The organism is Bradyrhizobium sp. UFLA03-84 (assembly GCF_002289535.1).
Classification (GTDB): domain Bacteria; phylum Pseudomonadota; class Alphaproteobacteria; order Rhizobiales; family Xanthobacteraceae; genus Bradyrhizobium; species Bradyrhizobium viridifuturi.
Genome location: NZ_NSJY01000017.1, coordinates 469,196 through 491,742 on the forward strand (window position 1 = coordinate 469,196; position 22,547 = coordinate 491,742).

The 22,547-nt window shown below is 64.0% G+C and carries 20 protein-coding genes; 10 read left to right on the forward strand and 10 right to left on the reverse strand.

All coding sequences use genetic code 11. The features are described from left to right. Positions 1-39: 39 nt before the first annotated feature. Complete coding sequence (locus tag CK489_RS34940; RefSeq protein ID WP_095735466.1) at positions 40-333, reverse strand: hypothetical protein; 294 nt, start codon at positions 331-333, stop codon at positions 40-42. A 173-nt stretch (positions 334-506) separates the two neighbouring features. Then, on the reverse strand, positions 507-737 hold the full coding sequence (locus tag CK489_RS34945) for a hypothetical protein (protein WP_095735467.1): 231 nt from the start codon (positions 735-737) through the stop codon (positions 507-509). Positions 738-786: 49 nt separating this feature from the next. On the opposite strand from CK489_RS34945, the gene CK489_RS42440 reads away from it, so the two are divergent. Further along, on the forward strand, positions 787-1,212 hold the full coding sequence (locus CK489_RS42440; RefSeq protein ID WP_245350627.1) for a hypothetical protein: 426 nt from the start codon (positions 787-789) through the stop codon (positions 1,210-1,212). A gap of 3 nt (positions 1,213-1,215) precedes the next feature. Here the strand turns inward: CK489_RS42440 and CK489_RS34955 are convergent, their stop codons facing one another. From CK489_RS34955 to CK489_RS34965, 3 genes are all read right to left on the reverse strand, one after another. Beyond that, complete coding sequence (locus CK489_RS34955; RefSeq protein ID WP_095735468.1) at positions 1,216-1,593, reverse strand: SPW repeat protein; 378 nt, start codon at positions 1,591-1,593, stop codon at positions 1,216-1,218. 24 nt (positions 1,594-1,617) lie between these two features. Further along, positions 1,618-2,976 carry an MFS transporter gene (locus tag CK489_RS34960; RefSeq protein WP_050631144.1) on the reverse strand — a complete coding sequence of 453 codons (1,359 nt, stop codon included), beginning with the start codon at positions 2,974-2,976 and terminating at the stop codon, positions 1,618-1,620. Between the two features lie 214 nt (positions 2,977-3,190). After that, complete coding sequence (locus CK489_RS34965) at positions 3,191-4,888, reverse strand: NAD-dependent malic enzyme (RefSeq protein ID WP_095735469.1); 1,698 nt, start codon at positions 4,886-4,888, stop codon at positions 3,191-3,193. A 382-nt stretch (positions 4,889-5,270) separates the two neighbouring features. On the opposite strand from CK489_RS34965, the gene CK489_RS34970 reads away from it, so the two are divergent. The 4 genes from CK489_RS34970 to CK489_RS41975 all read left to right on the forward strand — a co-directional run bounded on the left by CK489_RS34970 (position 5,271) and on the right by CK489_RS41975 (position 9,081). Beyond that, the gene (locus tag CK489_RS34970) at positions 5,271-6,608 is read left to right on the forward strand and encodes an MFS transporter (RefSeq protein WP_095735470.1); all 1,338 of its coding nucleotides are present in this window, start codon (positions 5,271-5,273) and stop codon (positions 6,606-6,608) included. Between the two features lie 207 nt (positions 6,609-6,815). Continuing rightward, positions 6,816-7,142, forward strand: coding sequence for a hypothetical protein (locus CK489_RS41110; RefSeq protein ID WP_143278292.1), 327 nt, complete (start codon positions 6,816-6,818; stop codon positions 7,140-7,142). A 65-nt stretch (positions 7,143-7,207) separates the two neighbouring features. Beyond that, positions 7,208-8,470: a caspase family protein gene (locus CK489_RS34975; RefSeq protein ID WP_158226538.1), complete on the forward strand. Its 1,263-nt coding sequence runs from the start codon at positions 7,208-7,210 to the stop codon at positions 8,468-8,470. Positions 8,471-8,925: 455 nt separating this feature from the next. Continuing rightward, positions 8,926-9,081: a hypothetical protein gene (locus CK489_RS41975; RefSeq protein WP_167350189.1), complete on the forward strand. Its 156-nt coding sequence runs from the start codon at positions 8,926-8,928 to the stop codon at positions 9,079-9,081. A gap of 84 nt (positions 9,082-9,165) precedes the next feature. On the opposite strand, the gene CK489_RS34980 is transcribed toward CK489_RS41975, so the two are convergent. Next, positions 9,166-10,095, reverse strand: a complete 930-nt coding sequence (locus CK489_RS34980; protein WP_095735472.1) for an aspartyl/asparaginyl beta-hydroxylase domain-containing protein — start codon at positions 10,093-10,095, stop codon at positions 9,166-9,168. A 353-nt stretch (positions 10,096-10,448) separates the two neighbouring features. Here CK489_RS34980 and CK489_RS34985 point away from each other — a divergent pair, with 353 nt between their 5' ends. From CK489_RS34985 to CK489_RS35000, 4 genes are read left to right on the forward strand one after another with little or no spacing between them, the layout of a single operon-like run. Further along, positions 10,449-11,648 carry an ABC transporter substrate-binding protein gene (locus CK489_RS34985; RefSeq protein ID WP_050631140.1) on the forward strand — a complete coding sequence of 400 codons (1,200 nt, stop codon included), beginning with the start codon at positions 10,449-10,451 and terminating at the stop codon, positions 11,646-11,648. Positions 11,649-11,658: 10 nt separating this feature from the next. Further along, positions 11,659-13,377, forward strand: a complete 1,719-nt coding sequence (locus CK489_RS34990) for an FAD-dependent oxidoreductase (protein WP_198961104.1) — start codon at positions 11,659-11,661, stop codon at positions 13,375-13,377. Continuing rightward, the gene (locus CK489_RS34995) at positions 13,374-14,138 is read left to right on the forward strand and encodes an SDR family NAD(P)-dependent oxidoreductase (protein WP_095735474.1); all 765 of its coding nucleotides are present in this window, start codon (positions 13,374-13,376) and stop codon (positions 14,136-14,138) included. The genes CK489_RS34990 and CK489_RS34995 overlap by 4 nt, the downstream gene beginning before the upstream one ends. A 29-nt stretch (positions 14,139-14,167) precedes the next feature. Further along, a complete protein-coding gene (locus tag CK489_RS35000) occupies positions 14,168-14,962 on the forward strand; it encodes an IclR family transcriptional regulator (protein ID WP_095735475.1) in 795 nt (264 codons plus the stop codon). A gap of 344 nt (positions 14,963-15,306) precedes the next feature. On the opposite strand, the gene ahcY is transcribed toward CK489_RS35000, so the two are convergent. From ahcY to CK489_RS35015, 3 genes are all read right to left on the reverse strand, one after another. After that, positions 15,307-16,734 carry an adenosylhomocysteinase gene (ahcY, locus tag CK489_RS35005; protein ID WP_095735476.1) on the reverse strand — a complete coding sequence of 476 codons (1,428 nt, stop codon included), beginning with the start codon at positions 16,732-16,734 and terminating at the stop codon, positions 15,307-15,309. Between the two features lie 126 nt (positions 16,735-16,860). After that, positions 16,861-18,057, reverse strand: coding sequence for a methionine adenosyltransferase (gene metK / locus CK489_RS35010; RefSeq protein ID WP_050630189.1), 1,197 nt, complete (start codon positions 18,055-18,057; stop codon positions 16,861-16,863). 60 nt (positions 18,058-18,117) lie between these two features. Further along, a complete protein-coding gene (locus tag CK489_RS35015) occupies positions 18,118-19,473 on the reverse strand; it encodes a hypothetical protein (RefSeq protein WP_095735477.1) in 1,356 nt (451 codons plus the stop codon). Between the two features lie 206 nt (positions 19,474-19,679). Between CK489_RS35015 and CK489_RS35020 the strand changes: the two genes are divergently transcribed. Then, on the forward strand, positions 19,680-21,401 hold the full coding sequence (locus tag CK489_RS35020; protein WP_095735478.1) for a caspase family protein: 1,722 nt from the start codon (positions 19,680-19,682) through the stop codon (positions 21,399-21,401). A gap of 13 nt (positions 21,402-21,414) precedes the next feature. Here the strand turns inward: CK489_RS35020 and CK489_RS35025 are convergent, their stop codons facing one another. Next, the gene (locus CK489_RS35025; protein ID WP_095735479.1) at positions 21,415-22,533 is read right to left on the reverse strand and encodes a cobalamin-independent methionine synthase II family protein; all 1,119 of its coding nucleotides are present in this window, start codon (positions 22,531-22,533) and stop codon (positions 21,415-21,417) included. Positions 22,534-22,547 lie beyond the last annotated feature (14 nt).

A 22,547-nucleotide genomic window follows, 5' to 3' on the forward strand; every position in this document is an offset into this window, starting at 1 on the left:
CAGCGCGGCCCCGAACCTGGTTCGGGGCCGTTTGCGTTTTCAGAATTGCTCGTGTCCATGATGATTGGGGTCGCCGAAGTATCCGCCACCTCCGCTGCCACCCGCACTGTCACCGCTGTAACCCGTTCCGAGGTAAGGCGGCGGATCGACCGGCTGGCGATGCGGGCCACCCGAACCGCCCGAGCCGCTCGAGCCGCCCGAGCCGCCCGGCGGCAGTTTCGCACCGACATTCTTCGGCGGCACCATGTGAAGTCCACCCGCCTGTGCGGAGCCCAGCGCGGTAACGCCGAACGCGACAACGGCAGCGAAAGCAATCAGCGAATTGCGTGTCATGCGACGTCTCCTTGAACTCGGGCCGGGCACCACGCACCAGCTCCGACGCCGCAGTCCTCGCATGATCGTCACAGGGCGCCTGTGACGTGGGTCACGCGCGGGCGCTGCCCGGCGAACATCGTATCAGCCGGGAAGACCCGGACTTGAGGTCCGGGGCTTTTCGCCGCACGCGGTCAGCGCATCGTGCCGGGCATGCAGGGCGGCTCGGTGAAGGGCGCGGTTGCGAACGATCCGACGTTCGGCGCGCGCACGCAATCAGTCGTCTTGCTGTTGACCGGTGTCGTCGTCGTCATCATTGAGGCATGGGCGCGCCGCGCCGCAGCATTGTTGTTGGCGGCCGACGCCTGAGCCGAATATGCAGCTGCCGCAACCAGCGCAAGCGCAGCGAAGGTCAATTTGGTCATGGGAATTCTCCGCGTGGATGAAGCCGACCAAGCTCGGCTCCTGTGACCAATGACCGTGTTCGCCAAGAAATATTTCATCACGTGCGATCACCGAACCGCGAGCACTTCATCACGATCGCGGATCGGGAATACCGGAACGACGCAGACAATCCATTTCATCAAGGCCGCGCGCAAACGCGGCGATGACGGCACGGAGCTTCTCATGATTGATCTTCGACGACTCGGCAAACAACTTGGCCTGGCCGCTTTCCTGTCTGCGGCAATAGCGACCGCTTGCTTCGCGCAGGCGGCGGTTCTGGATACGAACGTCTACGCATCAAACGAAACCGCGACCAGGCCTTGGCTGGCGCCGGTCGGCCATCGCCAGCCGCGGGCCGCCGACATTCCGGCCGCGGCGGCATCATCACAGCAGATCATCGACCAGGAAGATGCGATCGTCGACCGCAAGATCAGGGGCATCTGCCGCGGCTGCTAACCTCTAGTGCTTTGCGGCGTCCTGCGGCGCGGCTGCGCCAAGATGCGTCTTCTCGTACTCGAGCCACAGTTCGAGCAGCGCCATGAACGCGACCACCGCACCCGCAGCGATGGCAAAGTGCATCGCGCGGGTGTGGGTGAAGCCGAGCAGCCAGGGCGAGACGAGCAGCCAGCAGCCGACGAACAGATTGATCCACTCCTCCCAGATCGCGAACGCTGCGATCGCCGCCAGCGACATGATCGCGATCGCGGCTCCACTGATCCTGAGATCGATCGCCGCGGTCGGGTTGGCATGCGCGAACAACCACGGCGCAGCGAGCAGGAAGATCGCTGCGGCCAGATTGTAGAGATCGAGCGCCGATTCTTTTCGCCATTTCACCATCTGCTGCTCCTTGCCGTCTCACACTCACCGCTGATGCGCGGCCGCTGCGTTGATGTCCTTGCCGGTGTAGTCGGTCATCAGCGCGGTTGCGACCAGCGTGATGACGGCGCAGATCGCGATGTAGACCGCGATCGCAATCGACGAATGATAGGTGCCGAACAGCCAGGCCGCGACCAGCGGCGCCGGTCCGCCGGCGATGACAGATGCGAGCTGGTAGCCCAGCGAGGCGCCGCTGTAGCGCAGGCGTCCGGTGAAGCTCTCCGCGATCAGCGCGGCCTGCGGTCCGTACATCATGTCATGCGGAACCAGCGAGAGGATGATCGCGAGGAAGATGACCGCCACCGATCCGGTGTTGAGCATCGCGAAGTAGATGAAACCGAACACACCGGTCGCAGCCGCGCCGATCATGTACATGTTCTTGCGGCCGATCTGGTCGGAGAGATGCCCGAACACCGGGATCGAGACGAACGAGACCACCGACGCGGCGAGTACCGCCGTCAGCAACATGTCGCGCGACATCTTCAGCGTGCCGATGCCGTAGGAGAACACGAAGGCGGTGAAGATGTAGAATGGCGCCTGCTCGGCCATGCGCGCGAAGGCGGACAGCAGGATCTCCTTCGGATGGTCGCGGATCACCGTCAGCATCGGCGTGCGGTCGAGCTGACGTTCGGCTAACAGCTTGCTGAACACTGGCGTTTCCAGAATGCCGAGCCGGATGTAGAGGCCAACACCGACCAGGATGATGCTGAGCGCAAACGGAACGCGCCAGCCCCATGCCAGGAACTGGTCGCCCGACATCTGGCTGAAGGCGAGCACGGCAAGATTGGCGAGGAACAACCCGCAAGGCACGCCGAATTGCGGCCATGACGCGATCAGTCCGCGCGAGCGATCGTTGCGCGCCCATTCCATCGACATCAGCACCGAGCCGCCCCATTCGCCGCCGACGCCGACACCCTGAACGAAACGCAGCACGGTGAGGATCACCGCACCCCAGATGCCGATGCTGGAATAGGTCGGCACCAATGCCACCGCCGCGGTCGCGAGGCCCATCAGCAGCAGCGTCGCGATCAGCGTCGACTTGCGGCCGATGCGGTCGCCATAGTGGCCGAAGATCGCAGCCCCGATCGGCCGGGCGATGAAGCCGACCGCATAGATCGCGAAAGCTTCCAGCGTACCGACCCAGGGATCGGAATGCGGAAAGAACAGCTTCGCGAACACCAGCCCGGTGACGGTGCTGTAGAGGAAGAAGTCATACCATTCGATCGCGGTTCCGACCGTGGAGGCGATCACCGCGCGCCGCAACTGGAGCTGATGCTCGGCTGGCGTGAGTTGGTTGGCGTCGAGCCCGGAGGTTGGGCCAAGCGCAGGGCCGAATGTCGTCATGGGAGCGTCTCCCTCGGACAAGCCCCCGGATGAATTTTTGATCGTTCGGGTCGTTTGAGTACAAACGAAATGGCGCAGCCGAAAGTTCCAGCAGAATTGACCCTGGCGACTAGAACTTTAGTCGGCCACAGCCAGCGGTCGACGCCATCGCCTGCCTGCAGGGGAGCCGAGGGTCACGCCGCGCCGGTGCGTCCGAGGGGCTGGCATCGCCCGACTAGGGCCGATCGCTGCGCCGATACGGAACGTAGCGCGGCGTCCAGACCTTGGCGTGGATGCGGGCCTCGACTTGGTCGATCGGAATATCCTTGGCCAGTCCTTCCTTGTGCGCCTGGAGCGCGACCGCCAGCGCAACCGTCAGCGCGACTTCACGCAGCGCGCTGACCGGCGGCAGCAGATTGTGCTTCGGGTTGTTGCGGGCGGGCGAGACGCTGGCGAGCGCCTTGGCGGCGGCCATGAACATGCCGTCGCTGACCCGGCTGGCGCCGACCGCGAGCGCGCCGACACCAACGCCGGGGAAGATGTAGGAATTGTTGGTCTGGTCGACCTTGAAGCGCGCGCCGTCGCGGGTGATCGGCGGGAACGGGCTGCCGACGCCGATCAACGCCCGCCCTTCGGTCCAGGCCTCGATGTCGGCCGGCGCCGCCTCCTCGCGCGAGGTTGGATTCGACAGCGGGAAGATCACCGGCCGCTTGTTGCACTCGGCCATCGCGCGGACGATCGGTTCGGAGAACGCGCCGGCCTGGCCGGAGACGCCGATCAGCACGGTCGGCTTGGCGTTGCGCACGACGTCGAGCAGCGCGATCTTGTCGGGATGGCTTAGCTGCCAGCCTGCGATCGCCTGCTTGCTCTGCACGAACGGAAGCTGGAACGGGGCGAGCCCGCTCATGCCTTCGAGCAGCAGCCCGTCGCGGTCGACCATAAAGAAGCGCTTCGCCGCCTCGCTCTCGGACAGGCCGGCATCGACCATCGCGGCGCGGATCAGGCTGGCGATGCCGCAGCCGGCGGAGCCGGCGCCGAGAACGGCGACGCGCTGCTCGGTGAGCGGCACGCCGGTGACGTTGATCGCAGAAAGCAAGGCGCCGGTCGCCACCGCCGCGGTGCCCTGGATGTCGTCGTTGAAGGTCAGGAGCCGGTCGCGATAGCGCTCGAGCATCCGCGTCGCGTTGTTCTTGGCAAAGTCCTCCCACTGCAGCAGCACGCGCGGCCAGCGCTTCACCACCGCCGAGACGAACGCCTCGATGAAGTCGTCATAGGCCTGGCCGCGGACGCGCTCGTTGCGCCAGCCGATATAGAGCGGATCGGCCAGGCAGTCGGGATTGTCGGTGCCGACATCGAGCATGATCGGCAGCGTGGTCGCCGGATGCAGGCCACCGCAACCGGTATAGAGCGCGAGCTTGCCGATCGGAATGCCCATGCCGCCGGCGCCCTGGTCGCCGAGGCCGAGGATGCGCTCGCCGTCGGTCACCACGATCGCCTCGACGTGATCGAAGCGCGGATGGGCAAAGATGCGGTCGATCCGGTGCTGGTGCGGAATGCTGAGGAACAGCCCCCGCGGCTTGCGAAACAGCCGACTGAATTTCTGGCAGCCCTCGCCGACGGTCGGCGTGTAGACGATCGGCAGCAGCTCTTCCAGATTGCTGACCAGGAGCGCGTAGAACAGCGTCTCGTTGGTGTCCTGCAGTTCGCGCAGGAAGGCATAGCGCTCGATGTCGGTCTCGTAGCCGCGCAACGCCTCGAGGCGGCGCGAGACCTGCTCGTCCAGCGTCAGGATATTGGGCGGCAGCAGGCCGTGCAGGTCGAACGCCTCGCGCTCGGCCTCGGAGAACGCCGTGCCCTTGTTCAACTGCGGATCGGCCAACAGTTCGTAGCCGCTGAGCGCGGTGGTGGCGAAATCTGCAGTGGACTGGGACATGAGAAGGCCTTTCGGTAGGATGCCGGTCTGGACTGTAGCACTTCGATGCGCATGACCGGAACCCGAGTTCTTGTCCGCCAAGTTCTTGTCCGGCCATGCGGCCGGATCAATTGCCTCGCAGCCGTTGATGACAGTGCGATGAAGCCGGCGCCGATGCCCGGATTGGGTGGGTCGGCCGCACCGCGGCTTTGAATCGTTGCACGGTGCCCGATCACATCATCGCGAGCGCGTGATCGCTCGTCATGCCGGAGAGCAATCCGGAGCGCGAGACAACATTTTGTCCATGTCAAATTCGCAACGCAGGCCGCGCAACTTCCGTTCTGGTTCGACACGACACACGCCGATACTGTCCGGCAAAATCAAAGGTGAGGAAAAACGAATCATGTCGGGAATCGAGCTTGCGACGCCACGTCTGAAATCAATTCAGCGCGTCGCGCTGGCTCTGCTGGTCGTTGCAGGGGTTGTCAATTACATCGATCGCGCGACCCTCGCAGTTGCCAATCCCCTGATCCGCGAGGAACTCGGATTGTCGATTGCCGACATGGGCTATCTGCTTTCGGCGTTCCTCTGGGCCTACGCGTTCTCACAGCTCCCCACCGGCGCGATGGTCGACAGGCTGGGTCCGCGCCTGCTTCTCACCATGGGCCTCAGCCTGTGGTCGCTCGCGCAACTCATCGGTGGCCTGGTGCAGAGTTTCGGCCAGTTCTTCGGGGCCCGCGTCCTGCTCGGAATCGGTGAGGCCCCGCAGTTTCCGACCGGCGCGCGCGTGGTCCGGGACTGGTTCAATCAGCGCGACCGCGGCCTTGCGACCGGCGTCTTCAATTGCGCGTCATCGCTCGGCACGGCCATCGCCGTGCCGCTGCTGACCTACCTCATGCTGACATTCGGCTGGCGCGCGATGTTCGTGGTCATGGGCGTCGCCGGCCTCGTGGTCGCCGCGTGCTGGTATGCGCTCTATCGCAATCCCGAGCAGGTCGCGCTCACCGCGCACGAGAATGCCTACCGGACGCAGGGCGATCCTCCCGGCCAGCGCACCAAGGTCACGTTCCGCGACTGGTCGCAGCTGTTCCGCTTCCGCACCACCTGGGGCATGATCTTCGGCTATTTCGGCTGCATCTACCTGACCTGGATCTACACCGCCTGGCTGCCGGGTTATCTCGAGATCGAACGCCATATGAGCGTAAAATACACCGGATGGGCGGCTGCGGTGCCGTTCGCCTGCGGTGTCGTCGGCGGCGTCATTGGCGGATACATCGCCGACATCCTGGTGCGCCGCGGCGTTGAGCCGCTCAGGAGCCGGCGCTACCCGGCCGCGATCTCGCTGCTCGGAACGGCGGCCTGCACGGTGGCCGCGGCCTATGTCGAGAGCAACACGCTGGCGATCGCCTTCATCTCGATCTCGCTGTTCCTGGTCTATGTCACCAGCACCTGCGCCTGGGCGTTGAGCTCGGTCGCGGTGCCGACCAATTGCACCGCCTCGATCGGCTCGGTGCAGAACTTCGGCGGCTATCTCGGCGGCGCGCTGGCGCCGACCGTGACCGGCCTGATCGTGCAGAAGACCGGTTCGTTCGTGCCGGCGCTCGTCGTCGGCGCCCTGATCGGCGTCGTCTCGGCGGGATGCTATCTGTTCATCGTCGACCAGCCGATCACGGCGGCCGATATCGATGCCGCTTCCGACGCGATCGGTTCACTCGGCGTCGGCGCCAATCGGGAACCGTAAGCCACAACGAGGCAGAAATCGTCTGGGGGATGAGCGACGCACCATCCGCCAGGTCTTGGTCGAATGGCGGATTGGTCGGCCACCCATTTTCGCGCGCGACAACCGTAGAGATACGTGGCCTCTCCCCACGAATCCACTCAACTTGTACTTGCGGGGCTCCCCAAAATGAGACAGTTTTAGCTTGGGCTATATGGGGAGGAGGAATCCATGAAAATTAGAGCCATATTGTTTGCTGGTTTCAGCTCGCTGTTTTTGGTCGGCTGCGATTCAAACGATGCACAGCGAGCGATTGATTCGGGTTGCCAGTATTTGCCGGCGGCGATCACAGTCGCGAAATTGGCAGCAGTGATGTTCCCAGGCGTTGCAGAACTATCGATTGACCAGGTTGGGCAAGTTGCCAAGGCCGCATGCGATGCAGTTAAGGACGCTCGCGGAAAATCGCAGGGCAAGAAAGCGCTGATCACCCCCGTTGTAAGGGTGAGTGGAAGGCAGATCTATCTTTATCCGGATCCAAGCCGTCCCAATCAACGATAGCAAAGCGTGACGACAGGAGCTCAGCCAACTCGAATTGGCTGAGCCGGCGCATGGGAAGCTGTCTGATGCTCCAAGATCTGGGAAGCGTACGTTCACGCGGCCTGGCCTTCGCTCGCGCGAAGCTGCTGGGCCTGTTATTCATCCTGTTCCCGAGCGTCTATCCGCTCGGGCTTGCGCAGGCCGAGCCGGTCCGACGCGCTTTCGTCGTGGGAATTTCGAACTATGACGACGAGGCGTTGCGACTGTTGGGACCAAAGAACGACGCCAGTCTGGTTGCCAAGCAACTGTCGAAATTTGCGTACCAGCAGGTCACGCTCGTCGACGAGGAAAATACGACATTCAGAAAGCTGACCGACCGCTGGGCCACATTTGTGAACTCTGTCAGGCCCGGCGACGCCGTCGTCATTTACTTTTCCGGCCATGGAGTTGCCGTCGGCAATCTGAACTACCTGGTAGCCCGGGATTTCCGTCGATCTGACATGGCCGCCAGCAGCAATGCATCCAATCTCAAGTTGTTCTCGATCGAAAAGTGGCGTTCCGACTTGGTGAAGAAGCGAGCCGCAGTGTCGGTTTGGATATTTGATGCGTGTCGGGACAATCAGATCGGGCTAGAGACCAAGGGGCTCACTTCAATCAAAGCGCTTTCCGGAAATCTCATCATGTACTCGGCCAGAGCCGGACAGGAATCCGGCGACGCGGCCGACAAGAACCAGCCATCCGCTTACACCAGGTACTTTCTGGCCGCGCTGGATCAGCTGCCCAGGCAGGATGCGGTTTTCCTTGCAAGAGTCGTTCAGTCAGAGGTAGCTCAAGCGCATCACGACCAGCTTCCGGAAATATCGTCATTGATGAGCGACAATTGGTGTTTCAACATCTGCGATCCAAACTCAATCATTCGACTGAAATTTGACACTGCCGGCGGTTCATACGAGGTCGCCTCCAAACGCGAATTCGCCCAGAGCAAGTCCATCAGATCTACGGAACGAAGACAAAATGCGGTCTTTATCGGGACAGCATCGCAAGCTCACCTCTGTTCAAGTGGCCATCGACAGACAAATGCTCGCTTCCAATGCTCCGTACTGAAAGACTTTGCAGAGGCAAAGTTCAGCAGCTACTTGGGGCAGCGCATAACGCCGCTACAGCCCGTCGCGATTTATCGAAGGCCGCCCATCGTGAAGGACACGATCAAGTACCTATGTCGGGTCGGATACGTTGATGCGGAAAATGGCCTTGAAGTTACCGGCGTTCTTTCGTTCGAATATCGGAACGAGACGTATTTTTGGGCGACGGTGAAAGATCGGCGCGAAACCTGTCAGAAGCAGACGTAGCGCCGATTGATTGGCTCCGCCACGCCTGCGCCAGGGTGAATCTTGTTGAGCTAGGCAATACGCATTGTTGCTCGCCGGTCAGACGTGGCTTCCCGTCCTCACAAGCCCCGTCTGCAGCGGCGCCACTCCGATCGCTGCAACCCCCATATTACGATCGGCCCGAGGATCAACGCGGTCACAACATACCTTGGTATAGGCTCACCGATTCCTTGTGATGCCCTGCGTTTACGCTCGTACAGTAGAGAGCGATGGCGCGTGATTCCTATACTCGCGACTGCTCCATCGGATGCACTGCTGTCGGCGTCGCTGTGCCGGCGCGACCAGCAACAGATTCACCGTGGGCGCGACTTGCGTTGCGAAATCTGTGATCGGGATCACTGCTCCGGGGAGCGCAGCGCACGACTATCGCGGGCAGCAAATATCGACTTGAACGCAGGTTCCCGAGGAACACTGAAATGATCGTCAACATTCAGAAGCTGGATGGCCTGTGGCACCTCATCGTCGGGTCGTGCAAGATCCGAACTCCGTTCCTGGAAACCCAGGACCGCGAGTGGGTGGTCGCCTACGCCAGGCGCGTCTACCCCGGCGCCAAGGTTTTCGAACGCGACTGACGCGCTCGCGCGTCACGTCTTAGACAAAAAGCCCCGGAGCATGCTCCGGGGCTTTTGCATTCAAGGTAGCGAGCCCGTGCGCGATCAGCGCAACGCCGACACCACGATCAGGCCGAGGATCAGCGCGGTCGCGGAATATTTCAGCGTGTAGTAGACGCTTCGGTTCCATTCCTTGACCTTGCGGCTGCCGAGGTGGAGCTCGTAGAGCTTGCCGAACACCTTGTTCAGCGCGCCGACATGCTCGCCGTCGACGTTCTGGGTCGCCGATGCCTTGACGATGTTGTGGCTGACCCAGCGGTTCATCGCCGTCATGAAGCCGTACTTCATCGGGCGCTCGACATCGCAGAACAGGATGATGCGGTTGACGTCGGTCTTGTTCTCGGCACTGTGAATGAAGGTCTCGTCGAACATGAAGGCCTCGCCGTCGCGCCAGACGCATTCGACGCCGTCGACGAGAATGCGGCACTGGTTCGAGTTCGGCGTCACCAGGCCAAGGTGATAGCGCAAGGAGCCGGCGAACGGATCGCGATGCGCCCCTAGCTTGCCGCCGGGCGGCAGCATCGCGAACATCGCACCGTGCACGTTCGGGATCGAATTGAGCAGCTCCACCGTCTGCGGGCACAGCGTCCGCGCCGACGGCAGGAAGTCGTCGTACCATTTCAGATAGAAGCGCTTCCAGCCGCTCTTGAAGAACGAATAGAAGCCCCAGTCGTTGTTCTTGGCCGCGGCGCGGATGAAGCCCTCGTCGAACAGCCGTGTCGCCTCGTCGCGGATCGTCTCCCAGTTGTCTGACAACTTCTTGAGCTCGGGAAACTGCTCGACCGGGATCACCGGCGTGTTGGGCACCGCGGAGCCGGCATACATCAGCACATTGTAGGGTGCGAGATAGGTCGAGTGATCGCCGAGCTGACGGGCGAAGCGCAGCCGCTGTTTGCCGCGGAAGTGGACGTAGAGTGTGGAGGCCGCCAGCACGTAGAGAATAACGAGCTGCGGCGCGAAGAGCTGTCTCAACATGATCCGTCTATGATCGCAGCCCGCCGACGCTCTTCGTGCACCGCCCCCGCAAGAGCCGATCCCGACGAAGGCCGACTCCGCGCGGGCGGCGAAGCGCATCGCCGTCCGCGAAAATTCCCCTGTTCATAGTGACTTGGTACTGCCGCAAGCTCTGGCGTGAGCTGGAAGCCCCGCAGCGCCATCCCGGATGAGCCATGTAAGCGTATGCTCACCAAATGTGAAGCGCCGCCGCATTCGAGGAGGGCACTGTGTGACAACATTCACACATCAAATTCGTCATTGACAAATAGATTTGATAATTACTAACTCCGGATCGACCCGCCAGAGAATGCGGATATCCATGAGGAGGAACGATGAGACACGTTTTGGCGGCAGCCATTCTCACTGTGATGACGACGGCCGCTCATGCCCAGGTTTCCGACGACGTCGTGCGCATCGGCGTGCTGACCGACCTGTCGAGCTGGGGCCGCGACAATTCCGGCCCGGGCTCGGTCGAGGCGGCCAAGATGGCGGTCGAGGAATTCGGCCCCACCGTGCTCGGCAAGCCGATCGAGATCATCTCCGCCGACCACCAGATGAAGACCGATGTCGGCGTCCAGATCGTGCGCGGCTGGTTCGACAACAACAAGGTCGACGCCGTCGTCGATATTCCCAATTCCGGCATCGCGATCGCCGTGCACAACATGGTGCGCGAGCGCAACAAGATCGCGCTGCTGTCCGGCCCTGGCGCGAGCTCGCTAACCGACGAGTTGTGCAGCCCGAACACCGTGCACTTCACCTACGACACCTACGCGCTGTCGAAGGTGACGGCTTCGGCGGTGATCGCAGAGGGCGGCAAGTCCTGGTACTTCATCACCGCGGACTATGCCTTCGGCCAGCAGCTCGAGAAGGACGCCACGCGCTTCATCAACGAGATGGGCGGCAAGGTGCTCGGCGGCGTCAAGCATCCGACCAACACGGCGGACTTCTCCTCCTTTGCACTGCAGGCGCAAAGCTCGAAGGCCGATGTGGTGGCGTTCGCCAATGCCGGCCAGGACACCGACAATTCGATCAAGCAGTCCGGCGAGTTCGGCCTCGTGCAGGGCGGCCAGAAGCTGGTCGGCCTCCTGATGTTCGACACCGACGTGCATGCGATCGGCCTCAACGCCGCGCAGGGCACCTATATGACGACGGCGTCGTACTGGAACATGGACGAGAAGACGCGCGCCTGGTCGAGGAAGTTCTTCGCCCGCACCAATGTGATGCCGACCATGATCCAGACCGGCGTCTACGGCTCGGTGCTGCATTATCTGAAGGCGATCCAGGCTGCCGGCACCGACGATCCGCAGAAGGTGATGGCAAAGATGCGCGAGCTCCCGATCGAGGACACCTTCGTGCACGGCGGCAAGCTGCGCGAGGACGGCCGCGTCATCCGCGACATGTATCTGGCGAGGGTGAAGAAGCCCTCGGAATCCAAGGAGCCGTGGGACTATCTCGACATCATCAAGACGGTGAAGGGCGAGGACGCGTTTCGTCCGGTCTCCGAATCCAAGTGCCCGCTGCTCAAGAAATAGGATCGATCGCGTGGCCAATGAAGAAACATATGACTGCGATGCACTCGTCGTCGGCTCCGGCTGCGCCGGGCTGTCGGCGGCGGTCACCGCGGGCCATCACGGCCTGAAGGTCCTCGTCGTAGAGAAGGAGCCGCGGTTCGGCGGCACCACCGCGCGCTCCGGCGGCTGGCTGTGGATCCCCGGCACCTCGCTCGCGAAGGCATGGGGCATCGAAGAGAGCCCCGACCAGGCAAAAACCTATCTGCGCCACGAGGCCGGCAACAGCTTCGACGCCGCGCGCGTCGATGCGTTCCTGACCGAAGGGCCGAAGGCGGTCGACTTCTTCACAACGAAGACCGCGGTTCGTTTCGACATGCCGCTGACCTTCCCGGACTACCATGCCGAAGCGCCCGGCGGCGCGCAGGGCGGCCGCTCGATGGTGACGCGGCCGTTCGACGCCCACGAGCTCGGCGACGCCCTGAAGAATCTCGGCAGCCCCCTGCCCGAGCTAACCGTGTTCGGCATGATGCTCGGCTCCGGCAAGGAGATCGTGCATTTCATGCGCGCGACGCGGTCGATCACCTCGGCCGCCTATGTCGCCAAGCGGCTGTCGAAGCACGCCGTTGACGTGGTGCGCAACGGCCGCGGCATGACGCTGACCAACGGCAACGCGCTGGCTGGACGGCTGGCGAAATCCGCCTTCGACCTCAAGATCCCGCTCTGGCTCAACTCACCGGTGCGCGAGTTGATTGTCGAGAACGGCGTGGTACGCGGCGCAATCGTGGTGCGCGAGGGCCGCACCGTCCGCATCAACGCCAAACGCGGCGTCGTGCTCGCCTGCGGCGGCTTCCCGCATGACGTCGCGCGGCGGCAGAAGATGTTTCCGCATGCGCCCACAGGAAAGGAGCATTACTCGCCGGGCCCGACCGGCAACACCGGCGACGGCTTGCGGCTCGCGGAATCCGCCGGCGGCCGCGTCGACGACTCGTTGCCGAATGCCGCGGCCTGGGTGCCGGTCTCGGTCACGACGCGTAAAGACGGCTCGAAGGGCGTGATGCCGCATTTCATCGATCGCGCCAAGCCCGGCGTGATCGCTGTCATGCGCGACGGCAAGCGCTTTGCCAATGAAGGCAATTCCTACCACGACTTCGTGCAGGCGATGATCAAGGCGGCGAAGCCCGGCGAAGAGATCGCGGCATATCTCGTCTGCGATCACGAGACGTTGCGCAAATACGGCCTCGGCTGCGTGCCGCCGCGCCCGATGCCGCTGGGCCATCATCTGAAGACTGGCTATCTCAAGCGCGGCACGACGCTCGCAGAGCTCGCCGCGCAGGCCGGCATCGACGCCGGGGCATTCGAGGCGACCGTCGCCGAATTCAACACGACCGCGGCCGAGGGGCGCGATCCCGCCTTCGGCAAGGGCTCGCGCGCCTACAACCGCTATCAGGGCGATGCGCTGCACGGCCCCAATCCCTGCATCGCACCGATCCGGCACGGGCCGTTCTACGCCATCAAGATGGTGATCGGTGACCTCGGCACCTATGCCGGCATCCGCACCGACGCCAATGCCCGCGCGCTCGACGCCGACGGCCAGCCGATTGCCGGCCTCTATGCCGCCGGCAACGACATGGCGAGCATCATGGGCGGCAACTATCCCGGTGCCGGCATCACGCTCGGCCCCGCGCTAACCTTCGGCTACATCGCAGGCAAGCACATCGCCGGCGCAGCGGCAGAGAGAAGCGCGGCATGAGCACATTGCCGAACCTGCTTGCCGGCAAGCGCGCGCTGGTCACCGGAGCGGCGCACGGCAATGGACGCGCCATCGCGCTCGGCATCGCGGCCCACGGCGCGGACGTTGTCGTGACCGACATCGATCGCGCCGGCGCCAAGCAAACCGCAGCCGACATCCGCGAGCGCGGCCGCGCGGCATGGTCCTTCGACCTCGACGTGACCGATGCCGAGGCCTGCTACGCACTGGCGCAACAAATTGCGCGAGACATCGGGCCGATCGCGATCCTGGTCAACAATGCCGGCATCATCATCCGCGAGGGCATCGACTCGCCGCGGGCGCCGGACAATTGGCGGCGGGTGCTCGACGTCAACCTGAACGGCACCTTCAACGTCACCCACGCCTTCCTGCCGGCGCTGCGCGAGACCCGTGGCGCGATCATCAATCTCGGCTCGATCGCCTCCTTCCTCGGCGTTGCCGACACGCTGGGCTACGCGCCGTCCAAGGGCGGCGTGAAGCTCCTGACCCAGGCGCTCGCCCGCGAGCTCGCCGCCGACGGCATCCGCGTCAACGCGATCGCCCCCGGCGTGATCGAGACAGCGATGACCGAAGCGACCCGCAACGACCCTGCCCGGCTCGCCGGATTTCTCGGCCGCACGCCGCTCGGCCGCGTCGGGCAGCCGGAGGAGCTGGTCGGACCGGTGGTGTTCCTGGCGTCGGAGCTGGCGTCTTATGTGAACGGCGTGACCATGCCGGTCGACGGAGGGTTTCTCGCCGTATAAGGACGTTGTCGGAGAGTTGGCAGGACGCGATGACGAGAGAAAGCCGCGGCATACAGTCGATCGAGGTCGGCGGAGAATTGCTCCGCGCGCTCGCCCGCAGCGGCGAGCCGATGATGCTGCGCGACCTCGCGCGCGAAGCCGGCATGCCACCGGCCAAGGCGCATCCCTATCTCGTCAGTTTTTCGCGCATCGGCCTGATCGAGCAGGACGAGACCACCGGCCGTTACGAGATCGGCGCGCTGGCGCTCGAGCTCGGCCTGATCAGCCTGCGCCGGCAGTCCGCGGTGCGGATCGCGACGCCCAGGATCGCCGCGCTCGCCGACAGCATCAATCATGCGGTGTCGCTGTCGGTCTGGGGCACCCATGGCGCCACCGTGGTGCGGCTCGAGGAGCCGAGCCATCCGGTGCATATCGCGATGCGTGTCGGATCGGTGGTGGCGCTGCTCGAGACCGCGACTGGCCGTGCCTTCGCTGCCTTCATGCCGCCGAACGCCGTCAAGACCGCACTCGAAAGCGGCCTCGACCGCCTCGGCGTCGGCTACAATCCGAAACGCGAGACCATCAGCGCAAAGACGACGGAGATGCTGGCCGAGGTCCGAAGCCACGGGCTCGCGCGCGCGATCGGCGATCCCCTGCCCGGCGTCAACGCCTTCGCCGCCCCGGTGTTCGATCACGCCGGCCATGTCGCGCTCGTGATCACTGCGATGGGCCCGGAAGGCACCTTCGACGCCGGCTGGGACAGCCCGATCGCGAGCGCGCTACGTGATTGTGCGAGCGAGATCTCGCGGCAGCTTGGGCACGGCTCGGCGCAGAAGTCGGGGTGAGGTGGATTACGGCGCGCTCTGTTCCTGAGGGCGGAACGACAAGCCAAGCTCGGGTAGACCGTGTCGCACCAATGCGCGACGTATGACGCCCAGACCGTGCAACAGACTCACTGTCGTCCCTGCGAAAGCAGAGAGCCATAACCGTCGACGCTGACGATTTGCGCGCTGCTGGAAGGACGAGCTCCCCTTCACAACAGCTGCCGCGGAGTATGGGTCCCTGCTTTCGCAGGGACGACATCGGTGGATCGGCGTCATCCCGGGTGCCGTCCACGCGCACAACAGCCCAGCAAAAAGCCCCGGACGTTGCCGGGGCTCTTCACGTCATCGATCGCAGTCAGCGCGGATCAGTAGCGGTAGTGGTCCGACTTGTACGGACCTTCCTGCTTGACGCCGATGTAGTCGGCCTGGTCCTTGCGCAGCTCGGTCAGCTTGACGCCGATCTTGGCGAGGTGCAGGCGTGCGACCTTCTCGTCGAGCGTCTTCGGCAGCACGTAGACCTTCTTGGCGTACTTGCCGTCCTTGTTGTTGGCCCAGAGCTCGATCTGCGCCAGCGTCTGGTTGGTGAACGAGGCCGACATCACGAAGGACGGGTGGCCCATCGCATTGCCGAGGTTCACGAGACGGCCTTCCGACAGCATGATGATGCGGTGCTTGTCGGGGAATTCGATCTCGTCGACCTGCGGCTTGATGTTGGTCCACTTCAGATTGCGAAGGCTCGCGATCTGGATCTCGTTGTCGAAGTGGCCGATGTTGCAGACGATGGCGCGATCCTTCATCGCGCGCATGTGCTCGATGGTGATGATGTCCTTGTTGCCGGTGGCGGTGACGAAGATGTCGGCGCGCGGCGCGGCGTCTTCCATCGTCACGACTTCATAGCCTTCCATCGCCGCCTGCAGCGCGCAGATCGGATCGACTTCGGAGACCATGACGCGGCAGCCGGCCTGGCGCAGCGAGGCGGCCGAGCCCTTGCCGACGTCGCCGAAGCCCGCAACCATCGCGACCTTGCCCGACAGCATGACGTCGGTGCCGCGGCGGATGCCGTCGACCAGCGACTCGCGGCAGCCATAGAGGTTGTCGAACTTCGACTTGGTGACGCTGTCGTTGACGTTGATCGCCGGGAACAGCAGCGTGCCCTTGTTGGCCATCTCGTAGAGACGATGCACGCCCGTGGTGGTCTCTTCCGAGACGCCCTTGATGTTCTTGGCGATCTCGGCGAAGTAGCCCTTCGGCTTCTCCTTCAAGAGACGCTTGACCAGCGCGTAGAAGATCTCCTCTTCCTCGGAGGTCGGCTTGTCGAGGAACGCGGTGTCGCCCTGCTCGGCGCGGTAGCCGGCATGCACCAGCATGGTGGCATCGCCGCCGTCATCGAGGATCATGTTCGGCGTACCGCCGCCGTGCCAGTCGAACAGCTTGGCGGTGTAGTCCCAGTACTCGGTCAGCGTCTCGCCCTTCACGGCGAACACCGGAATGCCGGCGGCGGCGATCGCGGCCGCAGCGTGATCCTGGGTCGAATAGATGTTGCAGGAGACCCAGCGGATGTCGGCGCCGAGCGCGGCCAGCGTCTCGATCAGCACGGCAGTCTGGATCGTCATGTGCAGCGAGCCGGCGATGCGCGCGCCCTTCAGCGGCTGCTTGGGGCCGAACTCCTCGCGGGTGGCCATCAGGCCGGGCATTTCGGTCTCGGCCAGCGAGATCTCCTTGCGGCCGAAATCGGCGAGCGCAATGTCCTTGACGATGTAGTCGGTGAAGCCGGGCTTCGTGGGGGCGTTCATTTGAGCGTCCTGTTGTTGAACTGGTCATTCCGGGGCGCCTCGATGAGGCGAACCCGGAATCTGGAACTGATGGAAGAGGATTCCGGGTTCGCCCGCTCGCGCGAGCGCCCCGGAATGACGCAAGGGTTAGAGCGCGCGCTTCAGCGGCTCGACGAGGTCGGTCTTCTCCCAGGAGAAGCCGCCCTCATTGTCCGGCGTGCGGCCGAAATGACCGTAGGCCGAGGTGCGCGCGTAGATCGGGCGGTTGAGGTCGAGATGGGTGCGGATGCCGCGCGGCGTCAGATCCATCGCCTTTGCTGCCGCCTTCTCGAGCTCGTCCTCCGACACCTTACCGGTGCCGTGGGTGTCGATGTAGATCGACAGCGGGCGCGCCACGCCGATCGCGTAGGCGAGCTGCAGCGTGCAGCGGTCGGCAAGACCGGCCGCAACGATGTTCTTGGCGACATAGCGCGCAGCGTAAGCAGCCGAACGGTCGACCTTGGTCGGATCCTTGCCGGAGAACGCGCCGCCGCCATGCGGAGCCGCGCCGCCGTAGGTGTCGACGATGATCTTGCGGCCGGTCAGGCCGGAGTCGCCGTCGGGACCGCCGATGAAGAACTTGCCGGTCGGATTGATGTGCCAGATCGTCTTGCCGTTGATCCACTCCTTCGGCAGCGCCTCGCGCACATACGGCTCGACGATGTCGCGGATCTGGTTGGAGGTGAGATCCTCGACCAGATGCTGATGCGAGACGACGATCTCGCGGACGCCGACCGGCTTGCCGTTCTCGTACTGCACGGTGACCTGGCTCTTGGAGTCCGGACCCAGCACCTTCTCCTTGCCGGAGTGGCGCGCTTCCGAGATCAGCCGCAGGATCTTGTGGGCGTAGAAGATCGGCGCCGGCATCAGGTCCGGCGTCTCATTGGTGGCGTAACCGAACATGATGCCCTGGTCGCCGGCACCCTCTTCCTTGACCTCGCCCGGCTGCAGCGCGTCGACGCCCTGCGCGATATCGGCCGACTGCGGATGCAGCAGGATCTCGATGTCGCAGGTCTTCCAGTGGAAGCCATCCTGCTCGTAGCCGATGTCCTTGATCGCGCCGCGCACGACGCCCTCGATCTGCTCGTTGGTGACCGAACTCGGGCCGCGCGTTTCGCCGGCGATCACCACCTTGTTGGTGGTCGCGAGCGTTTCGCACGCCGCGCGGATCTGCCACGGGTCGATGCCCGCTTTCGGTCCCTCGCGGTAGAACAGGTCGACGATCTCATCCGAGATGCGATCGCAGACCTTGTCCGGATGGCCTTCCGAGACCGACTCGCTGGTGAAGAGATAAGACGCGCGCATCAAGCAAACCCCTTGTTTCGTCGATGTCCGACGTTGGTTGGTGAATATGTCCCCGGCATGTCAGTCTCGTCGCCGTGAGATGACGTAGGACTCGTCGTAGAACCACAGCCCGTTGTGTTTGCGGAGAACTTCGCGTGTGGCCTCGAGAGCTCGTCCGTTTTCGGTCGTTTCGGTCAACCGCTCATCTTCGATCTGCGCGACATACACCGCGGCATTCCACGCAGCAAAGGCTGTCGAGGTTCCGATCGAGCCGGTCACCTCATTTGGCAGCGCTTCCATATCATATCGGAAGATCGAACGATTATCGGCGTAGGCATTGAAGTTCAGCTCGCGGCCCGCCGAACCCAACTCGTATTTCACCGCGCGCAGTATCTCATGACGGCTGACGGCGAAAGGATTTTCTCCGGGCCAGACGGCTTGAATCATTTCAAGCCCGGGATCGCCTCCGTGGGAGTGGATTCCTATCAGCCGCCCGCCGCCGCGCAGTGCGCGGGCCAGCGGCGCGATGATCCGCTTGGCGCGGAAATTCACCGAGGATTTGGCGCGGTAGGGCTGCGAGGCGATCACGAGATCGAAATTGGCCTCGGTGCGGCCGGCCCGCGGAATGATGGAATCGAGCAGGAAGCGGTGATCGTCCCGGTACAGCACCAGCGCCACCGGCCGCTCATAGATCGGCATCGCATTGCCGGGGCTGAGATTGGCCCGCCAATTCTGTTCCAGGAACGGGCCGAGCTCGGCGATCTGGGCCTCGAACTCGCCAGAGGAGGCGCCGCGCAGGGCCACCTCGTGCCAGATCATGCTGGCGGCCGCCGCGGAGTTCTTGGGCGTCAGCCAGGGCGCCTCGGCGTAATACATGTTGGTGAACACGAAGACGCTGGCCGGGTGCTCGAACAGACGGTCCGGCACCTTGTCGAGCGTGAGGCGGACGTCCTCCAGGCTCAGTTCCTTGCCAGCGACATAGAACGGCATATGTGGGAAGCGGCCATGCATGGCACGCAGGACGCGCGCCAGCACCGTGCCATCGCCCATTCCGGCGTCGAACACCCGCAGCGCCGGCGGCCGGGGGTGGATCGCCGCCAGTTCCAGCGATACCCGGTCGGCGATCACCCGCTTCTCGCTGCAGGTGTGTACGAACAGCAGGTAGCGCTGGCGGTTCTCGAAGAAGCGGAAATTACCCCTTGGATCGCGCTTTTCCGGCGGCACCACGAGGCCGCGCGGCGGCGCCACGCCGCCCGGGGTCGAGGTCGCGATGAAGCCGTTGATGCGATCGAGCGTATCGATGGTGATGCGCTTGCCCTCGCGCAGCCGATGCACCAGCTTGCCGTCGTTGACGGCACGGCGGCCGAACGTCGTCTCCGCCATGTCGGAGCGTCGGCAGAAATCCGTGATCTGGCTGAGGATTTCGTCGTTCTTCATGGTGCCAAGGGCAGGAATTGTGGGCAGCGGCGAGTGGGACAAAAGTGGGCAGAGATAGTGTGCAGCGCCGTCTTACCACCATTTTCCCACCAGTTGAACCCCCTCTGCGGCCCGATCACCAAACAGTCATGGATAGCCCCTTGGATCGTTCCCTGGATCGCCATGCCGTCGCCGATCACGATGACGGCCTACCCGCCGGATGACCGATGCGCCGCCTGCTCCTGATCCCCTGCCTGCTTGCCGCCATGCTGTGGTCGGCGCCCTGCCTCGCCCAGACGCGCGCCCAGCTCGGCCCGCTCTGCACGACCGGCACCACGCCGGCCGACCAGATGATCGACGCCTGCACCAAGATCATCGCGCTGAAGGTGTTTTCCGGCGAGAAGCTCGCGACCGTCTATTTCTGGCGCGCAGTCGGCTGGAACAAGAAGGGCAACTATCCGCAGGTGATTGCGGACACGACCGAGGCGCTGCGCCTCAAGCCCAGCACCGCCGTCTACAATCTGCGCGGCTCGGCCTATTACGACAAGGGCGAGTACGACATCGCGATCGCCGACTTCAACGACGCGCTGCGGATGGGGCCACCGAGCGGCATCATCTATCACAACCGCGGCAACGCCTATCGCGGCAAGGGTGACTACGCCAAGGCGATCGCCGACTACGACGCCGCGATCAAGGCCGATCCGAGGTCGGCGTTCTCCTACCAGAACCGCGGTGCCTCGAAACAGGCGCTCGGCGATCTCGACGGCGCGCTCGCCGACATCAACGAGGCCGTTAGGATCGATCCGTCACTGCCGGAGCCCTTGATCCGCCGCGCCGTGATCTGGCGCGCCAAAGGCGACATCGCGCGCGCGATCGCAGACACGACGGAAGCGATCCGGCTCGCGAAGGCGAAGGCGCCCGTCAACATCATGACGCCGCCCGGCAGCGTGCTGATCTCGGCCTACACCCAGCGCGGTCTCTCCTATGAAGCAAAGGGCGATGCTGCGCACGCCAAGGAAGATTACGCCGCGGTGCTCGAGGGCGTCGCCTCCGACGCCGGCAGCAAAGCCAACCAGGCCACCGCCAAGGTGCGCCTCGCGCTGCTGAAGGAGGCTGATGCAGCACCGCGCAAGACCGCAGCAGTGCCCGCCGCCGAAAGCAGTCCTGCTCCCGCGCCGCCGGCGCCCGCGGCAGCCAATCCGGCCGCACGCGTGCAGGCCGCAGCAACCGGCCGGCGCGTCGCGCTGGTGATCGGCAACGGCGCCTATGCGCATGTGAAGGCGCTGCCCAATCCACCCAACGATGCACGCGCCATCGCCAAGAGCCTGCGCGACATCGGCTTCACCGTCTCGGAGGGTCTCGATCTCGATCGCGACGCGATGCAGCGGACGATCCACGATTTCTTGCGCGAGGCGACGCGGTCGCAGATCGCCGTGGTCTACTATGCCGGCCATGGCGTGCAGGTCGACGGCCGCAACTACCTCGTGCCGGTCGATATCGAGTTCAAGGCAGGTGCACGCATGACCGACGCGATGGTCGATATGGATACGATCATGGCCGGCCTCGACGATCAGATCCGCACCAACATCCTGATCCTCGATGCCTGCCGCAACAATCCGATGGCGCCGCAGGTGGCGTCCACAGGGCCCAGCCGCGGCATCGAGGCCGGCTCCGGCCTCGCCGCGCCCGCTACGCTCGGATCAGGCTCGACGCTCGGCGCCGGCACGCTGATCGCGTTCGCGACCGCGCCGGGCCAGGTCGCGCTCGACGGCGAAGGCGCCAACAGCCCGTTCTCGGCGGCGCTGTCGCGCCATGTCGGCACGCCCGGCCTCGAAGTGCAGCAGATGCTGACGCGAGTCCGCGCCGAGGTCGTCGCCGCGACCAAGGGCAAGCAGGTGCCGTGGTCGAACTCGTCGCTGCTCGGCGAGGTCTATCTGGCGGAGCAGTGACGGCGCGTACGCGTCACTTGCCCCACACCTCGTTGGCGACTTCGACAGCCAACCGCAGCTTGGCCCACTGCTCTTCCTCGGAGAGGATGTTGCCCTCCTCGGTCGAGGCGAAGCCGCATTGCGGCGACACCGCGAGCTGCTCGATCGGGGCGAATTTGGATGCCTCCTCCAGCCGCCGCTTGATGTCGTCCTTCTTCTCGAGCTCGCCGAACTTCGAGGTGATGACGCCGACCACCACGACCTTGTTGCCCTTGGGCAGGAAGCGCAGCGGCTCGAAGCCACCGGCACGATCGGAATCATACTCGAGGAAATAGCCGTCGTAATTGGTGCCGGCCAGCATGGTCTCGGCGACCGGCTCGTAGCCGCCGGAGGAGATCCAGGTCGAGCGGAAATTGCCGCGGCAGACATGGGTCGTGATCACCATGTCGGACGGACGATCGGCGATCGCATAGTTGATAACGCGCGCGTAAATCTCCTGCAGGCCGTCCGGATTGTCGCCACGGTCGCGCGACTTCTGCAATTCCTCCGGCGAGCACAGATAGGCCCACACCGTGTCGTCGAATTGCAGGTAGCGGCAACCGGCGTCATAGAACGCCTTCACCGCCTTGCGATAGGTCTTGCCGAGGTCCTGATAGAACTCCTCGAGATCGGGGTAGACCTCCTTCGAGATCAGCTTGCGGCCGCCGCGGAAGTGCAGCACCGCGGGCGACGGGATCGTCATCTTCGGCACAACATGCGCCTGGTCGGCGTACTTCTTCAGGAACCTGAAGTGATCGAGCATCGGATGCTGATCGGAGAAGTCGAGCTTGCCGATCACCCTGATGGCGTCGTGGCGGGTCTGCACGCCGGCGAACTGGATGCCCATGTCGGGGTGGAACAGCTCGCAGCCGGTCAGATGGCTGAGGAAATCGAAGTGCCACCAGGAGCGGCGGAACTCGCCGTCGGTCGCAAGCTTCAGGCCGACCGAGGCCTGCTTGTGCACGACCTTCTCGATCTCCATGTCCTCGACCTTGCGCAGCTCGTCGGCCGAGATCTCGCCCTTCTCCAATTTGGCGCGGGCTTCCTTGATCTTCGGCGGCCGCAACAGGCTGCCGACCTCGTCGGCGCGGAACGGAGGCTTGGTTCGCTGCATGGTGAACTCCCTGA